Origin of the sequence: Bacillus solitudinis (genome assembly GCF_002797395.1) — a bacterium.
GTDB classification, from domain to species: domain Bacteria; phylum Bacillota; class Bacilli; order Bacillales; family Bacillaceae_D; genus Halalkalibacter_A; species Halalkalibacter_A solitudinis.
Window position 1 is genome coordinate 1,429,750 of the sequence record NZ_KZ454943.1, and the last position, 18,832, is coordinate 1,448,581.

Annotated in this window: 16 protein-coding genes and 1 riboswitch; all 16 genes read right to left on the reverse strand. The window is 40.4% G+C overall.

Annotated elements, in window-relative coordinates; all coding sequences use genetic code 11:
• Positions 1-6: 6 nt before the first annotated feature.
• A complete protein-coding gene (gene uvrB, locus CEF19_RS06975) occupies positions 7-1,986 on the reverse strand; it encodes an excinuclease ABC subunit UvrB (protein ID WP_100405428.1) in 1,980 nt (659 codons plus the stop codon).
• A 211-nt stretch (positions 1,987-2,197) separates the two neighbouring features.
• A complete protein-coding gene (locus CEF19_RS06980) occupies positions 2,198-2,383 on the reverse strand; it encodes a sporulation histidine kinase inhibitor Sda (protein WP_227521934.1) in 186 nt (61 codons plus the stop codon).
• Positions 2,384-2,408: 25 nt separating this feature from the next.
• Positions 2,409-2,492, reverse strand: a riboswitch (cyclic di-GMP riboswitch).
• Between the two features lie 61 nt (positions 2,493-2,553).
• A complete protein-coding gene (locus tag CEF19_RS06985; protein WP_100405429.1) occupies positions 2,554-2,775 on the reverse strand; it encodes a DUF2198 family protein in 222 nt (73 codons plus the stop codon).
• A gap of 27 nt (positions 2,776-2,802) precedes the next feature.
• The gene (locus tag CEF19_RS06990; RefSeq protein WP_100405430.1) at positions 2,803-3,999 is read right to left on the reverse strand and encodes a PDZ domain-containing protein; all 1,197 of its coding nucleotides are present in this window, start codon (positions 3,997-3,999) and stop codon (positions 2,803-2,805) included.
• A 189-nt stretch (positions 4,000-4,188) separates the two neighbouring features.
• Positions 4,189-5,649 carry a S41 family peptidase gene (locus CEF19_RS06995; RefSeq protein ID WP_100405431.1) on the reverse strand — a complete coding sequence of 487 codons (1,461 nt, stop codon included), beginning with the start codon at positions 5,647-5,649 and terminating at the stop codon, positions 4,189-4,191.
• 261 nt (positions 5,650-5,910) lie between these two features.
• Positions 5,911-6,621, reverse strand: coding sequence for an ABC transporter ATP-binding protein (locus tag CEF19_RS07000; RefSeq protein WP_100405432.1), 711 nt, complete (start codon positions 6,619-6,621; stop codon positions 5,911-5,913).
• Positions 6,621-8,261, reverse strand: coding sequence for an ABC transporter permease (locus CEF19_RS07005; RefSeq protein ID WP_227521935.1), 1,641 nt, complete (start codon positions 8,259-8,261; stop codon positions 6,621-6,623). The genes CEF19_RS07000 and CEF19_RS07005 overlap by 1 nt, the downstream gene beginning before the upstream one ends.
• A 112-nt stretch (positions 8,262-8,373) precedes the next feature.
• The gene (locus tag CEF19_RS07010; protein ID WP_227521936.1) at positions 8,374-9,483 is read right to left on the reverse strand and encodes a Fe(3+) ABC transporter substrate-binding protein; all 1,110 of its coding nucleotides are present in this window, start codon (positions 9,481-9,483) and stop codon (positions 8,374-8,376) included.
• 211 nt (positions 9,484-9,694) lie between these two features.
• Positions 9,695-11,017 (reverse strand): murein hydrolase activator EnvC family protein, encoded by a 1,323-nt coding sequence (locus tag CEF19_RS07015; protein WP_100405433.1) that lies wholly within the window; start codon positions 11,015-11,017, stop codon positions 9,695-9,697.
• 55 nt (positions 11,018-11,072) lie between these two features.
• The gene (ftsX, locus tag CEF19_RS07020) at positions 11,073-11,966 is read right to left on the reverse strand and encodes a permease-like cell division protein FtsX (RefSeq protein WP_100405434.1); all 894 of its coding nucleotides are present in this window, start codon (positions 11,964-11,966) and stop codon (positions 11,073-11,075) included.
• Positions 11,956-12,642, reverse strand: coding sequence for a cell division ATP-binding protein FtsE (gene ftsE, locus CEF19_RS07025; protein WP_100405435.1), 687 nt, complete (start codon positions 12,640-12,642; stop codon positions 11,956-11,958). The genes ftsX and ftsE overlap by 11 nt, the downstream gene beginning before the upstream one ends.
• A 352-nt stretch (positions 12,643-12,994) precedes the next feature.
• Positions 12,995-13,339, reverse strand: coding sequence for a c-type cytochrome (locus CEF19_RS07030; RefSeq protein WP_100405436.1), 345 nt, complete (start codon positions 13,337-13,339; stop codon positions 12,995-12,997).
• A gap of 64 nt (positions 13,340-13,403) precedes the next feature.
• On the reverse strand, positions 13,404-14,279 hold the full coding sequence (locus CEF19_RS07035) for a YitT family protein (RefSeq protein WP_100405437.1): 876 nt from the start codon (positions 14,277-14,279) through the stop codon (positions 13,404-13,406).
• A 298-nt stretch (positions 14,280-14,577) separates the two neighbouring features.
• Positions 14,578-14,895, reverse strand: coding sequence for a hypothetical protein (locus CEF19_RS23080; protein ID WP_157800894.1), 318 nt, complete (start codon positions 14,893-14,895; stop codon positions 14,578-14,580).
• Positions 14,896-14,983: 88 nt separating this feature from the next.
• Positions 14,984-16,106, reverse strand: a protein-coding gene (prfB, locus tag CEF19_RS07040; protein ID WP_100405438.1) for a peptide chain release factor 2 whose coding sequence is annotated in 2 segments (ribosomal slippage) — positions 14,984-16,033 and positions 16,035-16,106 — 1,122 coding nt in all. Because the reading frame shifts where the segments join, the coding sequence is not laid out codon by codon here.
• A 51-nt stretch (positions 16,107-16,157) separates the two neighbouring features.
• A complete protein-coding gene (gene secA, locus CEF19_RS07045; protein WP_100405439.1) occupies positions 16,158-18,677 on the reverse strand; it encodes a preprotein translocase subunit SecA in 2,520 nt (839 codons plus the stop codon).
• Positions 18,678-18,832 lie beyond the last annotated feature (155 nt).

Genomic DNA, 18,832 nt, shown 5'->3' on the forward strand with positions numbered 1-18,832 from the left:
CTATGCTCACCCTTCCGCTTTCATTTCTAAAATTAAATCACGAAGCTCTGCGGCCCTCTCGAAATTCAAACTCTTCGCCGCTTCCTTCATTTCCTCTTCCATCCGTACAATCATTGCTTCCTTATCCTTCTTGCTCAGTTTCGTTTTCGGTACAACTGCCCCGTAATCATCTTCCCCTTCAGCCACCATCGTTGCTTGAATAACTTCGGGAATTCTCTTTTGAATTGTCTTCGGTGTAATGCCATGCTCTTTATTATGTTCTTCCTGGATAAAACGACGACGACCCGTTTCATCTATTGCAAGCTGCATTGATTTTGTCACTTTATCAGCATACATAATCACATGACCTTCTTCATTTCTTGCAGCCCGACCGATTGTCTGAATAAGGGCGCGATCAGAGCGAAGAAACCCTTCCTTGTCAGCATCAAGAATGGTCACAAGAGACACTTCGGGAATATCAAGCCCTTCTCTAAGTAAGTTAATCCCAATCAAAACATCAAAGGTTCCCATTCGGAGCTGTCGAATAATTTCAATTCGCTCAAGAGTCTTTATTTCTGAATGCAAATAACGAACTTTAATCCCAATCTCTTTTAAATAGTCAGTTAAATCCTCTGACATTTTTTTCGTTAACGTTGTAACAAGGACGCGTTGGTTTTTTTCCGCTCTTGCATTAATTTCACCAATCAAATCATCAATTTGCCCCTCAATTGGACGGACATCTATCGTTGGATCTAGTAAACCTGTTGGACGAATAATTTGTTCCACCATTTTCGGCGTATGCTCAATTTCATAAGGTCCAGGTGTAGCTGATACATAAAGAACTTGATTAACCTTTTCTTCAAATTCTTCAAATCTAAGTGGTCGGTTATCAAGCGCCGAAGGAAGTCTAAATCCATGGTTTACGAGTATCTCCTTACGAGCACGATCCCCGTTAAACATCCCACGAACCTGTGGTAATGACACATGGGACTCATCAATCATAAGTAAGAAATCATCTGGAAAGAAGTCGATTAATGTGTAAGGAGTCGCCCCTGCTTCTCGTAGAGTTAAGTGACGGGAATAATTTTCAATTCCTGAGCAAAACCCCATTTCAGCCATCATCTCAAGATCGTAACGAGTCCGCTGCTCGAGCCGCTGTGCTTCAAGAAGCTTACCTTCCTCATGCATTTCCTTCAGACGCACTTCCAACTCTGCTTCTATATTTTTAATGGCCCGCTTCAATTTCTCCTCACGGGTAACGAAGTGGGATGCCGGGAAAATCGCAACATGATTACGCTCGCCTTTGATTTCTCCAGTCAACGCATTAACCTCCGTCATCCGCTCAATCTCATCCCCGAAAAACTCAACCCTAATGCATTGTTCATCACGCGAGACCGGAAAAATTTCAACGACATCGCCACGTACCCGAAACGTACCACGTGTGAAGTTAACATCATTTCGGTCGTACTGGATATCTACTAAATTACGCAGCAACTCATTCCGCTCGATTTCCATTCCGACACGTAGAGATAAAACAAGGTCTCGGTATTCTTCCGGTGAACCTAAGCCGTATATACATGACACACTTGCAATGATAATAACATCGTTGCGTTCAAACAATGAGCTTGTTGCCGAGTGACGAAGCTTATCAATTTCATCGTTAATACTCGCATCCTTTTCAATGAACGTATCAGAAGACGGTACATACGCCTCCGGTTGATAATAATCGTAGTAACTAACGAAATACTCAACCGCATTATTAGGAAAAAACTCTTTAAACTCGCTGTACAGCTGACCTGCAAGTGTTTTATTATGAGCCATAATTAACGTAGGCTTATTTATTTGTTGGATAACATTCGACATCGTAAAGGTTTTCCCAGTTCCTGTTGCTCCTAGTAATGTCTGATGCTTCGTTCCCTTTTTCATTTCGCTGACAATTTCACGAATGGCCTCTGGCTGATCACCTTCTGGTTTATATGCCGAGACAAGCTCAAACGAATTTCCCAAAGAAAAATCCCCCTCAAGAACATAGAATTAGTAGCATCATTATACCATAGCTAACTACGTTGAAAGCAAATGATACGAATGAACGTTCGTTTTATTTGCTTTCTATTATTATCTTCCCGTCTCCTATTCAACTAAACAAAAAAGAGGATATCTTCAGGTCTTAACCTGAGACATCCTCTAATTAATGAATCTTGCTCATACTATTGCTTGTCTATTGTGGAGTATTTACATTTTCCTGAATTGTTACGGGTTGTTTTAGACGGTCCATTAAGTTCCGAAACTTCAGTTCATCCGCAATGAGTTCTATAAAACATTCGTCTAACTTAAACTCTAACGCCTTTTGGTAGGTATCGATTAATAAGTTGTCGGTTAAATACTTAAAAGAAGAGCGCATCATCGCGACGACCTCCCTATTCGTTTTATCTGACTTAGGTCGGTTGCACTACCAGCTCCAAACTATCTAAGCGCCCAAATACAGATAGTTTATCATCACTCCATAAGTGTTATGTATATTATACCATTCTTTTTCTAGTTTTTTCTTCTTTTTCACTCATTTTTCTTAAATTTCTACATCCCTTGCTTTACTCGTAATCGTCTATTGGAAATCATTAACCCAATCGCAAAAGAAAGCACTGTTATAACGATGAGGATCCAAGACTTTTCGTGCACCCCCGTAGCAAATATCAATACCATCCACGTGACAATACTCGCGCCAATTAAGCTAAACGTCACACGAGTGATAACGACCATGAGTAAAAAAGGAAGAAATAACGCTAACCAAACCTCCATTAGGTCTACCCCTTTACTATTAAAACATTAAATAATTGAATCTTGCAATTTCGTCTCCTTTTTTACGACTAGTATACCTAGGTGGTGATGCCCCCCATCGTAAAGAGCCCCTTGAGCAAAGCGTACTTCTCCGGCCTCATCTAACACATCAAGCTTACAAAAGGCGGAATTTTTTTGTAGTGCCTTATAAAAGCTTATCTCATCATTAACCGCTTCTCCGTTCACCTTCACAATGACTTCTCCTACTTGAATCTTCATCTTTTCCGCGGGACTTCCAGGAATGACCCCAAGCACAATACACCCAGATGGTTTAACAGCAAACAAAGATGGCCTCGCTTCGTCACGATGCTTTGCTAATACCCATAATAGCTCTCTCCCAAGTATGGCAACCGTACCAAGAATAAGTGCAACAACAGGCTGATAATAACTTAACACTGCGAGGATGGCAAACAACACACCTAATCCGAGCACACGTTGCCCCATCAAACGAATCGCCAGCCGTGGCAATGTCGAACGAACACTTTGCTGAAATCCAATTAGAAATGGAATAATAAGTGGCTGTAGGCTTGTCTCACCTAAAGAAAAAACCGGCCAAAACTCAAAGCTAGGAATAACTCCCTCAGGTACAAACAAACAAACAGGAACAATCCATAACCGGCGCACATCATGGAAACCAATCCATTTTCCTCGCTTACTTCGTTTAAGCCGAGGAGACGTATAGGAAGCCCCCTTACCCTCGATTAACCAACCTTCTGCAATAACAAGTGCTGCCAGTAAAATCGCAATATGAACAATCGGTACTTCTGCTGCTTCTAAATAAAGATCTGTTATTCCTCCAAACCCACTCATATATCCCGCAAATGGTTCAATAGCAAATAGGATTAGGACAAAACCTAAGACAAATGCCGGGGACATCCAACGAACTTGAGCAGTGAGGATAGCTAATAAATAGACAATAGCGATAACAATTAGAAGGGGGAGCGTCACTACAACGCCAAGCCCTAATAGAAAAATAGAAATGAGCGATCCTGTAATAATAGCTGGCCCAAACGGAATGACAAAGTCTGCCATCAAGCTGTAGACCCGTGTATGGAATGATAATCTTTCCTTTCGAACTCGACGTTTAGACATTAGAAAAATAACAAATAATCCAATATATAAAAGGGGATGCACAAAAAAGCTCCCAAACGCTAAACCAATACTTTTCAAGATGTCGACAATCATAATGTTACGCCTCCAACTCTTCTCGAAACCCGTGAAATTACAGTGATAGTTTAGTTATACCTTACCTACTCATCAAAGGTAAACCTTTTTTAATGATCTACACTCTAAAAAGTCATATTCATAATAAAACAGGAAGGTACACGACTGTGCACCTTCCTTATTTCGACAACTTCATTCCGACTTCCTCTATTAACCTTGCGCTTGCTCAAGAATTAATTCAATCGCTCTTTGCAATTGACGATCATTCTCTGGGTCTCGCACACTTTCAACGATTTTCTGTTGCAAAGAGTTAGCAGTTTCTTCATCAATGTCACCAGAAACAGTTAGGTTATTTGCCTCCTGAAAGGCACGTACAGCCTCTTGCGTCGGCTTATCATAATACCCATCATCACGGCCAGGGTCAAAGCCAAGGCCTTTTAGCATAAGTTGAGCACTTTTCACTTGGTCATTCATCATTTCTAGTGTTAGCGTCTCTTCACTTGATAAAGGAATAGTATAGAAATAATCTGGCTGAAGAATTTCAACTGTCGGCTTCACACCAACCTTATTAATATCATTTCCATCAGACGTTAACCATTTAAATAAGGAGAGCTTTAACTCACTTCCGTCTCCTAACTTAATCGTCTGCTGAACGGTTCCTTTTCCAAATGTGGTTTCACCAACAACATCATAATCGCCACCTTCGATAAGCGCCGCTGCCAAAATCTCTGAAGCAGATGCACTAGAGCGATCCGTGATACCAACAATTGGGTAAGGCTTGCGTTCCTTTAACGTGGAGATATAACGAACCTTTTCCCCTTCACGATTCTGAATTTGAACAATCGGTTTTCCCTCTGGAATAATCAGCTTGCCGATTTCCTCCACACTATCTAAATAACCACCTGGGTTACCTCTTACATCAATTAAAAGTCCATCAATACCTTGCGATTCTAATTCTGCCAGTCCTTCTTCAAATCGATCTGCTGTATCCTCGGAAAAGGAAGTAATATTAAGTAAACCAACTTTCTTTCCGTCTCGCTCAATCACTTCAACATGAACGGTTTCAATCGGAATCGCATCGCGTTCAACTGAAATAACAATCGGTTCCTTTGTACCTGGACGTTCAATTGTCAATTTTACCTCTGTTCCCTTTTCACCACGAATTTGTAACACTGCTTCATAAAGGGATAATCCTTCAATCGATTCACCATCAATCTTAATAATCTGGTCATTTGGCTGTAAGCCAGCTTTTTCTGCAGGGGATTCACGAAATGGCGCAACAATGGTTACTTTTCCGTCTGTCATGCTTACTTCGGCACCAATCCCCTCAAAATGTGATCCTAATGACTCCATAAATTGCTTCGCTGTATCTTGGTCCATATACACTGAATACGGATCATCGAGCGTCCGTAACATCCCTTCAATAGCACCTTCAAGCAATTCTTCACTTTCAACTTCGTTCACGTACTGCTCCTGGATAACAGTAAGAGCTTTCGAAAATTTCTCAAGAACTTCATCATTGTTTATGTTAGCAGCTGGACTTTCCTGTTCACCGGTTGTCGGAGCCGTTACAATATCAGCCTCATTCGAAAAAACCGAGTTTAAATATAACCCACCCATACTTAGTGCAATCAACAACACGATAACCATTAAAAAACGTTTGCTACTCATTCTATCACTCCCACTCTCATCAACCCTGTTTATTAACTGGGCGTCGATACAAAGAATCACTCAGCTATTCAACTCGTTGTTTCTCTATAATATGAAAAGCTTGTACTCATTATGTTGTCATCTTACTCTCTACTATTCTAGACAATCCCCGTTCGTAAGTCAAAAGACGTCTTTATGAAAATTTTTCCCTCTCACTCTAAAAAGGAAATGCTCCTTCGATATTAAAAGAAAGAGGTTGCCATTTAAACAACCTCTCCCCTATTATGAATTGGCCCACATAACCAAGCTTGCACAGCCTAATATCTCTTCTGGCGGCCCGACTCGTTTGACAATCCCATTTTCAATAAATACAATTCGATCCGCTAAAGCCTGCGCATCTTCTTGGTCATGAGTAACGAAAATAGATGTGATCCCCGTCTTTTTCAAAATCATTCTAAGCTCATCCCGGATTTTCACTTGAAGGTTCGCATCCAAATTACTAAAAGGTTCATCAAAGATTAACAAGGAAGGCGCTGGAGCAAGTGCTCTAGCAAGCGCAACACGTTGCTGTTGTCCACCACTTAATTCAAATGGGTAACGGTCCTGATAATCTGCTAAATTGATTAACGCTAACATCTCCTCAAGACGTTGCTGCTTTTGTCGTCGATTCATCTTTCTTAAGCCATATTTAATATTTTTCGCAACCGTCATATGTGGAAATAACGCATAATCTTGAAAGACCATCCCAACCCCACGCTTCTCAGGCGGCGTAAAATGGTGCTCATCAATAATAACTGTATCGTTAATCTTTATAGAACCCGCACTTGCGGTTTCTAACCCGGCAATTAAACGGAGTATCGTACTTTTCCCACTGCCACTCTCACCAAGAATACACACCACTTCACCTTGCTTAATATCTAGTGAAAAATCTTTAATTGTGGGTTCACTTGCATTTCGATATTGGTATTTTAAATGATTAATTTGTACAAACATTATCTTTGCTCCTTATCTAAGACTTTATGGAAGACAAAAATACAGAGGGCACTAATCAAAATGATTAACACGGATGCTGAAGCCGCCTCATTAACCATTTCATCATTCGCATAGACAAATGCCTTCGTCGCAAGTGTAGTGAAATTAAACGGCTGCAAAAGCATCGTCAAGGGAAGTTCCTTTAAGATATCAACAAAAACCAAAATAAAGCCCCCCATAATTCCACCCTTAATCATTGGGATATCCACTTTAAAGAAGGTCCCGATCGTTGACGTTCCAAGTGTTCGCGACGCATCAGTAAACCCAGTACCTACCTTTTCAAAGCCCGCATCAATTGAATTAAAACCAACAGCTAAGAAGCGAATCACGTATGCACTAACAAGGACAATCAAGCTAGTTCTAAAAAAGAAGCTCGGCTCTAAAGCAAATGATTGATAGATAGAGTAAATGGTATCATCTAAAGCTAAGAACACCGTAATAACCGCGATTGCAATGACCGCTCCTGGTATCGAATACCCTAAGATACTTATCTTAGAAATCATTTTACTCATTAAGCCTTGATGAATTCTCGTATAATTTGCAATAATTAACGCACTAATGATAATAATTGTTGCAGCAATGCTTGCCACTAAAAAGGAATTCTGAATTAATTTGAAGAATTCATAGCTTAGAATCTTCTCATATGTCATAAATACCCAATAAAGCAATTGTAAAAATGGAATAAGAAAGGCCACACTAAAAATCCCAAAGCAATAAGCAAAGGCAAGCCATGCCTTTGTACCACTTAATTGCTGAGGCTCTATTGGCTTCAGCTTAGACGAGGAATAACTATATCGTTTTCGACCTCGAATGACTTTTTCAAACACAAGGATGAAAATGACAACAATCATGAGGGTTCCAGCAAGCTTAAAAGCAGAGTCCAAGTCTCCCATACCAAACCACGTTTGGAAAATCGCTGTAATAAATGTCTGAACACCAAAGAACTTAACAACCCCATAATCATTAATAATTTCAAGCATCACAATCGTCACGCCACCAATAATCGCCGCACGTGATATCGGCAAAATAACGCGGAAGAAGACTTCGAATGCATTTCCACCAAGTAATCTAGCATTTTCTACAAGCGAAGAGGATTGATTTTCAAAGAAGCTTCGTGTAATGACATAAATATAGGGAAATAAAAATAATGTAAATATAAAAATCGTACCTTCAATATTCATAATATTAAAGTACTTTTGCTGAACTTGTATATCAAATGTATTTCGCAGCACCGATTGAATAATCCCCGTATAGCTAATCATCCCATGATACGTATATGCCCCAATAAAAGGTGGGATGGCAAGAGGTAGAATTAACCCCCATTTTAAAAAGTTTCGTAGTGGAAATTTATAAACCGTCATCAGCCAAGCTAAGCTCGTACCAATGATAGTTGTAAAAGCTCCTGTAAAAGCCATAATAATCACCGTATTTTTGATGATATCTAATAATAGAAACTCTTTAACATGGAGCCAATTGTCATTTGGTTTTGAAAAGAATTCGATGGCAATTAACACATTTGGTAAGAGAATAATAGAGATGAGCAAGAAACTTAAGAACGCCCAAATATCCAGCTGGCGTTTCACTTGTTGAACTAGCTTCACTGTTTGACACGTCCTTTTAAAAAAAGCCTCAAATTTAGGTTTCTTCGTGAAAACACAAGAATGTACCGTATCTTAATGATACGGCACAAACTCTATTTTAGCATAGAAAAACTTATTTCCAACCAACTTCATTAAAAATTTGCAATGCTCTTGCGTTGTTTTCTCCAAGAATTGTTAAATCAATATCTTGTTCCTTAAAATCTCCCCAAGACTTTAATAATTCAGTCGGTTCAACTTCAGGGTTTACAGGATACTCATTGTTACCTTCTGCAAATTTAAATTGTGCATCAGCACTCGATAAGTACTCAATAAACTTAATTGCATTTGCTGCATTTTTCGCATGCTTTGTAACAGCCGCACCACTAATATTAATGTGAGTCCCGTTAGTATCTTGGTTCGGGAAGAATACTCCTACAGCTTCTCCTACAGCAGCTTCCTCTGGGTTTTCAGAGTTGATTAGGCGTCCAACATAATACGTATTTGAAATAGCCACATCACCTTCTTCTGCAACAACTGCAGTTATCTGGTCAGTGTCACCGCCTTGTGGTTCTCTAGCCATATTATCGACAATCCCCGCAGCCCACTCTTTTGCCGCTTCTTCACCATTTAATTCAATGAATGATGCTAAAAGTGATTGGTTATAGATATTTTCAGATGAACGAATTAACACTCTATCAGCCCACTCTTCTTCCGTTAATGCTTCATATGTTGAAAGCTCAGAAGGGTCCACACGGTCTTTTGCATACACAATCACACGTGCACGTTTCGTTAAGCCAAACCATTCATTATCAATGTCACGAAGTTTTTCTGGAATATTTGTAGTTAACGTTTCACTTTCGACAGCTTGCGTTAATTCTTTTTCCTTTAAACGTGCCAAGTTTCCTGCATCAGCTGTAATGAATACATCTGCCTCTGTTGCTTCGCCTTCACGGTCAAGACGCTCCATTAACTCATCGCCTTTTCCTTCGACGACATTTACAACAATCCCTGTTTGCTCAGTGAACAAGTCGTATAACTCACGATCGGTATCATAATGTCTGCTCGTATACAAGTTAACAACACCAGCTTCTTCTGTCGCTTCTTCCTCAACAACTTCTTCTGTCTCAGCCTTTGGCTCTTCTACTTCACCTGTTTGTTCTTCAGGTTCTTCATTGCCCCCGCATGCAGCAAGAACAAAAATTAACATAAATCCAATTAAAAATCCTTTTAATGCTTTACTCACGTAATGACCTCCACTTATCTATGTATTTACTAGGCTAACAATAAGAATCATTATCAGCCTCAGCTCCATTAATGAGTATATTGCAGTTGATAATCATTGTCAACTATAATTCAAAAAAAGGTTGTCCAAAAGATTAATTTCACTTTTGGACAACCTTTGAGAGAGCCATATTTTTTTAAAAATTATACAAAAAATTTGTTTTAAAAGCTTATTATCGTGGAATATAGTTTAAAGGGTTAACTGAATTGGATTTTGAAGCATTCCAGCCACCTTCATGAATTTCAAAATGAAGATGAGCACCGAAAGAACGTCCTGTATTCCCCATCATTCCAAGTCTTTGACCCTTTGAAACACTTTGACCAGCCGATACTTCTCGATTTTCAAGATGCGCATAAAGTGATGTAATTAACTGCCCATCAACATAATGCGCAATTAACACCGTATTTCCATAACTACTAGAATAGTAGGAACTAACGACGGTTCCATCTTGAACAGCAACGATAGGGACATCGCCACTACGACCATTTTTTCCAATATCAATCCCGTGATGCATCCGACCACCAAAGCTTGCACGCTTTCCAAATGTTGATGTAATTGAACCCGTAGCTGGGCGCATAAAGCCAGATTCAGTTACTGATGGCGTACTATGGGTGTGACTGCTTGATCTTGATGGTTCCTGCTGGCGACTACTCGCTTGCTCTTGACGTCTGCGTTCTTCTTCCGCCTGACGTTTACGTTCTTCAGCTTCACGACGCATCCGCTCTTCGTATGCAGCTAGCTCCTTTTTAAGAGCAGATTCTTGTTGAGAGAGGATATCAGCAGCATTTTCAAGGTCACCTAACTCACCATGTAACTCATCTTCCTTTTGTTCTAATTGACCCATAATCCGGTCTTTTTCCTTACGTTGTTTCGCAAGATCAGCCATTAAATTCTCTAAGTCAGCTAGATGGTTCTCTAATGACTGAAGCTCAGTTTCTACAGCATTTTTAGCTTCTTCTAAGAGACGTTGATCCTCAATATGAGCCTCTAGAATATTTCGGTCCTGCTGGGCGATAACTGAAAGAGCACTCACACGATCAAGTAAATCACCAAAGCTCTTTGCACCTAGAATGACTTCAATATAGTCAACCGTTCCACCAGACTGGTACATTGACTTTGCACGTTCTTTTAACAATTCATCACGTTCAGCAATTCGTTCTTCAAGTACAACAATTTCTGCCTTTAATTGCTCAATATGCTCACGAGCCTTTTCAATTTCTACTTGTTTTTCACGAATTTTTTGATTGGTAACAGCAACACTTTCATCAATTTCGCGAATCTCTGTATTAATTTGTTCCATTTCGAGCTCTATTTGCGCAATTTCCGCTTCTGTTTTCTGTGCTTGTTGCTTCTTCTCTTCTCGCTCACGTTGGACATCCGATATTTGACCTTTAATTTCACTATTTGCTAAAGCCAATTGATTCCATGGAGTCCATCCAAAAGAACCCATTGTAACTAGTAATGCGATACAAACCATCCCGACTCTTCGTCTCATTCATCGTACCTCCTATATATATGTAAAAGAGGGACTCACCCTCCTACTTGCTTCTTTATACCTTTAAAAACTTTCTGACAGACATCATGCTTCCCCACACACCAATAAACACTCCAATGGAAAGTAATAGCCCCGCAATCTCCCACATATGAGGGAATACAGGTAAAAGTGAGAAGAAAACTAATTCTAAGCGTTCACCAAAATTTTCAAAGATATAAGAGTACCCAAAACCAATAACTACAATCGGTACAAGCGCTCCAACTAGTCCAAGGAGTATCCCTTCCACGAAGAAAGGCCACCGGATAAAGCCATTAGTCGCACCTACAAGTTTCATAATCTGAATTTCTCGCTTTCTCGAAACGATTGTTAGTTTAATTGTATTAGCAATTAAAAACATCGCTGTAAACATCATCCCAAGAACGAGAATCACTCCAATCGTCCGAACAAGGTTCGTGACAGCAAACAACCGATCAACCCAGTCTTTTCCATAGTTAATTCGTTCAACATACGGCATTTGTTCGATTTTCAAAGCAATCTCTTCAGTTAGTTGTGGGTCAACTGCACGAACGACAAATTTATCATTCAATGGATTTTCAGAACGGATCGATTCAAAGACTTGTCCTTGTTCATCCAAACTATCAATTAATTGATTTAAGCCCTCTTCTTTATTTAAATAATCCACACTTTCAATATGAGGGGTGGTTTCGATTTGTGCTCGCAATTCGTCCTGCTGCTCCGGTGAAGCTGTTAACTCAATATAAACATGAACCTCAACATCATCCTCAACCATTGATGCAATGTGATTCATATTTAAAATAAGCAATAAAAAAACACCAACCACAAACAACATGACGGCAACGGCACTAATTGAAGCGAACGTCATCCAGCCACTTCGTCCTAGATTCTTCGTCCCCTCTTTGACATGTCGCCCAAGGGTTCTAAGTTTCATAGCCGTAAGCCCCCCTTACCTCATCACGCACAACACGCCCACCTTCTATTGCAATAACACGCTTTTTAATCGTATTTACAATATCCTTGTTGTGGGTAGCCATAATTATCGTTGTTCCTCGATGATTAATCTCATCCAAAATGTCCATAATTCCCCATGCCGTATCTGGATCAAGGTTCCCAGTAGGTTCATCGGCAATCAGTACTTCAGGATTATTAACGACCGCTCGAGCAATAGCCACACGCTGTTGCTCTCCGCCAGATAGTTCACTAGGAAGAAAACGTGCTTTATTTTTCAAGCGAACAATCTCAAGAACATCCATCACTTTTCTTTTTATAATGGCAGGGCTTTCTTCTATTACTTCAAGAGCAAAAGCAATATTCTCAAACACCGTAAAAGTTGGTAGGAGCTTAAAATCTTGAAAGACAACACCAATTCTTCGGCGTACATGTGGAATTTTACTTTCTTTAATTGCGGCTAAGTTCGTACTATCTATGAAGATTTCACCTTTTGTCGGCTTTTCTTCTCTATACATCATTTTAATAAACGTTGACTTCCCAGCACCACTAGGTCCAACGACATAGACAAACTCACCTTTTTGAATCACAATATTTATTCCATTAATGGCTTTTACATTATTAGAATAAACTTTCCAGACATCTCTCATCTCAATCAAGAATATCACTTCCTTTATTACATGAGAAAACTTTCGAGTCATGCAGAGCTTGTCTCAAAACAAATAATATGTTGAACCTTTAACCTTTTTAAAGGTTTTTGTCGTTTTCCTCATTCATTATAACACTAAATGAATCGTATGAATGGACAATTTTATTACAATTTCATTTCAAAGATTGTTACGTTTAAGAGAAAAATGCCAAATTAGAAGGAAATAGGAGAGGTTAAAAAGTCAGACTATTCACTCATGGATAAAGCGTGACTTCTTTATCGTAGTGCGCAGGGTTATTTCATCTTCTATAAAAAAGGAGTATAACAAAAGGTAAAGGCACCCTTTGCTATACTCCTACACTTTATTGAACTTCGATCCACTTAGCTAAGTTTTCCGCATCCTCAACAGATAGATGCGCTTGGGGAGCCATCGCCCCTTTACCATTTTGAATGACTTCCAAAATTTCATCAGAAGTCAAATCTCCTTCTGCAAGAGGAGGTCCTGACACGCCTTCTAGATTGCCACCATGGCATCCGATACAAGTTGACTCATAGGTTTCACGTGCTGAAGCAGCGTCAAAGTCTCCTGTCGCCTCTTCGCTAGCCGCATCCTCTGCTGGAACTTCCTCTGGTGCAGGTTCAGTATCGCCGCCACCACAGGCTGTAAGAGCAAAAACAGCTCCAATTGCTATTAAAAATTTCTTCATAGCCTATCATCTCCTTCATTTGTGAATGGATATATCCGTTACCATTATAGCTGACTCAATCTCTTTAGGCTCGTTTAAATCCTTCCCCTAAGACCTCATTTGCGTCTGTAACAATGACAAACGCTTGCGGGTCAACAAGTCTAACCACTTGTTTCAATTTTGTGACCTCACGCTGACTAACTACACACATAAGAACCGGCCGCTCTTCATCCGTATAGCCCCCCTGCCCCATCAGTTTCGTGACCCCACGATCGACATCCGCAAGCAAACTTTTTCGAACGTCCTCAGGATAATTTGAGATAATGAGTGCTACCTTTGCATATCCTACCCCAATTTGCACTAAATCAATCGTCTTTCCTGTAACAAAAAGTGAAATAAGAGCATAAAGCGCCAACTCAAGGCCAAAGACAACCGCTGAAGTAAAGACAACCAATCCATCAATAATAAAAATACAGACACCAACAGATAATCCAGAGTACTTATTAATAATCTGAGCAGCCAAATCTGTACCGCCCGTACTCGCATTTGCACGAAACACGGTCCCTAAACCGACCCCTACACCAATTCCCCCAAAAAGAGCACCAAGTAACGGATCTTCAAACCCAACGGACCAGTCTCTTGTCATAAAGACAACTAGTGGTAAAAAGGCTGTACCCACTAACGTTTTCACACCATATTTAAAGCCGCCAAGCAAAAGTATACCAAGAATAAATAACGGTATATTAAAAGCCCATTGTGTATAAGCAGGCTCAATCCCACCTACATAATTAACAATGGTACTAATCCCACTAACGCCCCCAGAAGCGATTTTATTTGGTAGCAAAAAGAGGTTAAAGGTAATCGCTACAATCGCTGAACCAACGAGAATATATGTATAGTCAATCGCGTGCTGCGTCAACGGGCTTCTCGGATGTTGATTTCTTCGTCTTTTCTTATTCATTCATATACACCACACTTTTAAAATTTTAAGAATTTAAAGATTAGTCTTTGCAAATCCTCAAGTAGTATAGCATCAACATGAAAAACCTGTAAATGTGATTTTTTTCTAGCATCGCCTATTGAAGGAAAACATTAAGCTTCGAATGGAATAAGAGGAGAGACCGACATAGTCGTTGATAGGACCTTAAGCGGTTTCAACCACTTAGGGGAAATTGTTTTTTTTTTGAGGGTAGGGGGTTAGCAACTTGGCTTGTGGGATCATCCTTGTTGCATTTGCGCGGCACATTGTTTCTTAGCCGCTAAACAATATTAGTAACCTTCTCATGATGGGAGTTGCTGATAAATGGGGCGAAGTTGCTGATAAAAGGCGCAAAGTTGATGATAAAGTCCATAGTTGCTGATAAACAACGCATAGTTAACGATAAAGCCTCACAGTTACTAATATTCAGCGCGTTGTTGACGATAAAAGCCTCATTGTTGCTGATAAACAACGCATAGTTGACGGAAAAGCCCAATTGTCGCTGATACCTAGACCAAAGTTGCCAATAAACCCTCAAAGTTGCTGATATCCAGCCCATAGTTGCCGAAAAATCCGCATTGTTACTGATCCCCCCCACCCGATGTTGCCTCTCTCCACACAAAAAGAGGGTGTCTCAAATGGTTGATTCCCATTTAAGACACCCTCAAAAGGCGTATGCCAAATTATTATCCTTCTTGATTCAGCAGATAGGCTAAAGATGTACGAAGATACGCATCGATAAACCCATCGAGATCACCGTCCATCACTCCACTTGTGTTTCCAATTTCAAAGTTGGTGCGATGATCCTTGACCATGCTATAGGGATGAAAAACGTAAGAACGGATTTGACTTCCCCAGCCAATCTCTTTTTGCTCACCGCGTATCTCTAAAAGTTGCTGCTGTTGTTCTTCAATTTTTAATTGATAAAGTTTTGAACGCATCATCTTCATTGCATGCTCACGGTTCTTAATTTGTGAACGCTCGGTTTGACATGTGACGACTGTGTTTGTTGGTAAATGAGTAATTCGCACAGCTGAATCTGTCGTATTAATATGCTGACCACCCGCTCCACTTGCACGGTACGTATCAACCTTCAAATCCTCCGTTTGAATATCAATTTCGACGCTATCATCAAGCTCTGGCATAATCTCACACGAGACAAACGAGGTATGACGACGTCCCGACGAGTCAAATGGCGAAATACGGACGAGGCGATGAACCCCTTTTTCCGCCTTCAAATACCCATAGGCATTATGACCTTTAATCGAAAGCGTGACACTCTTTACGCCAGCTTCGTCACCAGGTAAGTAGTCTAGCGTCTCGACCTTATAGCCTTTGCGCTCCGCCCAACGTGTGTACATCCGCAAAAGCATCGATGCCCAGTCTTGAGACTCGGTTCCCCCGGCCCCAGGATGAAGCTCAAGGATCGCATTATTTTTATCATAGGGCTCACTAAGAAGAAGCTGAAGCTCATAATCATTGAGTTCCTGAATGAGCTTCTTGATACCAGAAACAAGCTCTGCCTGAAGCTCTGCATCGTCTTCTTCTTTAACAAGCTCATACGAAACCTCTAAATCTTCAAATGTCGTCTCAAGCTCTAGAAAGGTATTCACCTGCTCTTTTAATCCGTTTGCTTCATTAATAACGGTTTGAGCAGCTTCTTGATTATTCCAGAATTCGGGGTCTGACATTTTTTCGTCTAACTCTGCAATTCGTTCTTGCTTTTGGTCGAGGTCAAAGAGACCCCCTAAAGTCTTTTAATCGTTTCAACATAATGGCAAGCTCTTGTTTAACTTCTACTAATTCCATTCTGACACCTCTATAGTCGTCATTCCATTAGAATGACATTTCTTCAATTTTTTAAGAATTAATCCCACAGCAGTTTTTGAACTTCTTGCCACTTCCGCACACACATGGATCGTTGCGTCCAGTCGTTTCACCTTTACGAATCGGCTTACGCTTTGGTTTTTCTTTTCCATCCTCAGCTTGTTGAACAGCCTTTCCCTTCGCTACTTCTTGACGCTGTAGGTTTTGCTGAACCTGCGCTTTCATGATGTACATCGATACTTCTTCTTCAATCGATGCAATCATTTGCTCAAACATTTCAAAGCCTTCAAAGCGATATTCACGTAGCGGGTCGTTTTGGCCATAGGCTCTTAAGTGAATTCCCTGGCGAAGCTGATCCATTTGATCAATATGATTCATCCACTTACGGTCAACCGTCCGAAGCATAATTACCTTCTCAAACTCTCGCATATGCTCAGGTGTAAATTGCTCTTCCTTCGCATTGTAGTTGACCATCACCTTTTCCGTAACCACTTCGATCATTTCCTCAGGATCTTTGCCTGCTAAGTCTTTTTCAGTAAGGTCATCCTCATTTAGAAGATGTGCCTTAAAGTAGTTAACTATAGCTGTAATATCCCAATCCTCTGGAACCTCATTATCTGGCGTATGAAGTGAAATCGTCTTCTCGATGACGGACTTAATCATATTTTGGACAATACCGCGAAGATTCTCAGACTCTAAGACTTCCATACGTTGCTTATAGATAATTTCACGTTGCTCACGCATTACATCATCATATTGGAGAACTTGCTTACGCGCGTCAAAGTTATTTCCTTCCACTCGCTTCTGAGCAGTCTCGACTGCACGTGATACAAGCTTACTCTCAATCGGCTGATCTTCCTCCATGCCTAGTCTTTCCATCATTGCACGCATATTATCAGAACCGAAGCGACGCATTAGTTCATCTTCCATCGACAAATAGAATTGCGATGAACCCTCGTCCCCTTGACGACCAGCACGACCACGTAACTGATTATCAATTCGACGACTCTCGTGACGCTCTGTACCAAGTACATGAAGACCACCAAGTGCTTTCACACCTTCTCCAAGCTTAATATCAGTACCACGACCAGCCATGTTTGTCGCGATCGTCACGGCACCCTTTTGACCAGCATTTTCAATAATCTCTGCTTCACTCTCATGGTTTTTTGCATTTAACACATGATGCGTGACCTTACGCTTTTTAAGATAATTTGAAACAAGCTCCGAGGTTTCCACACTTACCGTACCAACGAGCACAGGTTGTCCCTTCTTGTGAAGCTCTTCAATTTCATTAACAACGGCTTTGAATTTCGCTTCCATCGTCTTATAAATTAAATCAGGACGGTCATCACGAGCAATCGGTCTGTTCGTCGGTATGACCATTACGTCCATTCCGTAAATATTACGGAATTCCTCTTCCTCAGTTTTCGCCGTACCCGTCATCCCCGCAAGCTTTTGGTACTTACGGAAATAGTTTTGGAAAGTAATCGAAGCAAGTGTCATGCTCTCACGTTGAATGAAGAGACCTTCCTTCGCTTCAATCGCTTGATGAAGTCCATCGCTATAACGACGTCCTTTCATTAAACGACCAGTAAATTGGTCAACAATAACAATTTCGCCATCTTCAATCACATAATCAGTATCACGAAGCATCACGACGTGTGCTTTTAGAGATTGATTTAAGTGATGATTTAACTGAACATGCTCTTGATCATATAAATTCTCAATTCCAAAAGCACGCTCTGCTTTATTTACGCCTTCTTCCGTTAACTGTACAGACTTAGTCTTCTCATCAAGCGTGTAATCCTCTTCCTTTTTCAAGAGACGAATAAATGAATTCGCCTGCTGGTAAAGCTGAGTTGAGCGTTCAACGGAACCTGAAATAATTAACGGTGTCCGTGCTTCATCGACGAGAATTGAATCAACTTCATCAATTAAAGCAAAATGAAGCGGACGTTGTGTCATTTGCTCTTTGTAGAGCACCATATTGTCCCGTAAATAATCGAAACCAAGCTCGTTATTTGTTGCATACGTTACATCGGCGAGATATGCTTCCTGTTTTTCTTCCTTTGTAAGCCCTGCTACGTTTAAACCAACTGTTAAGCCGAGAAAACGGAAAAGCTCTCCCATCATTTCACAGTCACGACGAGCCAAATATTCATTGACCGTCACAATATGAACACCTTTTCCTGTTAATGCATTTAAATAGACAGGAAGTGTCCCGACGAGCGTTTTCCCTTCACCGGTTTTCATCTCAGCAATATTTCCTTGGTGAAGTCCGATTGCCCCAAGTAACTGAACGCGATACGGTGTCATTTTCAGAACTCGTGTTGATGCCTCGCGAATTACTGCAAAGGCTTCTGGCAATAAATCATCCAACGATTCCCCTTGCTGATAGCGTTTCTTAAATTCTTCTGTTTTCTGATGGATCCCATCATCGGATAGCTTCTTTATTTCGTCGGCTAATGCATCAATTTTGTCCACGACTTTTTCATTTTTCTTTAACTGACGCTGACTCGGATCACCGATTACCTTTTTTAATAGTCCTATCATCGAACTCGTCCTCTCTTCTTTCAGTTCCCTCTTATATACCTTATCAATTTTAGCAGTTTAAAAGTAGCCTTACAAGGCAAATAACACTTGACAAAAGTCAACAAAAAATTAGTTCGGTATTGTTTATAACAAAAGGAACAGTTTTTTTGCTCTTT

What these genes read in the sequence shown, in the direction of transcription:
- CEF19_RS06980 (WP_227521934.1), bottom strand. Translation starts at nt 2,383, where the DNA reads ATGATGCGCTCTTCTTTTAAGTATTTAACCGACAACTTATTAATCGAT.
- CEF19_RS06985 (WP_100405429.1), bottom strand. Translation starts at nt 2,775, where the DNA reads ATGGAGGTTTGGTTAGCGTTATTTCTTCCTTTTTTACTCATGGTCGTT.
- CEF19_RS06990 (WP_100405430.1), bottom strand. Translation starts at nt 3,999, where the DNA reads ATGATTGTCGACATCTTGAAAAGTATTGGTTTAGCGTTTGGGAGCTTT.
- CEF19_RS06995 (WP_100405431.1), bottom strand. Translation starts at nt 5,649, where the DNA reads ATGAGTAGCAAACGTTTTTTAATGGTTATCGTGTTGTTGATTGCACTA.
- CEF19_RS07000 (WP_100405432.1), bottom strand. Translation starts at nt 6,621, where the DNA reads ATGTTTGTACAAATTAATCATTTAAAATACCAATATCGAAATGCAAGT.
- CEF19_RS07015 (WP_100405433.1), bottom strand. Translation starts at nt 11,017, where the DNA reads ATGAGACGAAGAGTCGGGATGGTTTGTATCGCATTACTAGTTACAATG.
- ftsX (WP_100405434.1), bottom strand. Translation starts at nt 11,966, where the DNA reads ATGAAACTTAGAACCCTTGGGCGACATGTCAAAGAGGGGACGAAGAAT.
- CEF19_RS07030 (WP_100405436.1), bottom strand. Translation starts at nt 13,339, where the DNA reads ATGAAGAAATTTTTAATAGCAATTGGAGCTGTTTTTGCTCTTACAGCC.
- CEF19_RS07035 (WP_100405437.1), bottom strand. Translation starts at nt 14,279, where the DNA reads ATGAATAAGAAAAGACGAAGAAATCAACATCCGAGAAGCCCGTTGACG.
- secA (WP_100405439.1), bottom strand. Translation starts at nt 18,677, where the DNA reads ATGATAGGACTATTAAAAAAGGTAATCGGTGATCCGAGTCAGCGTCAG.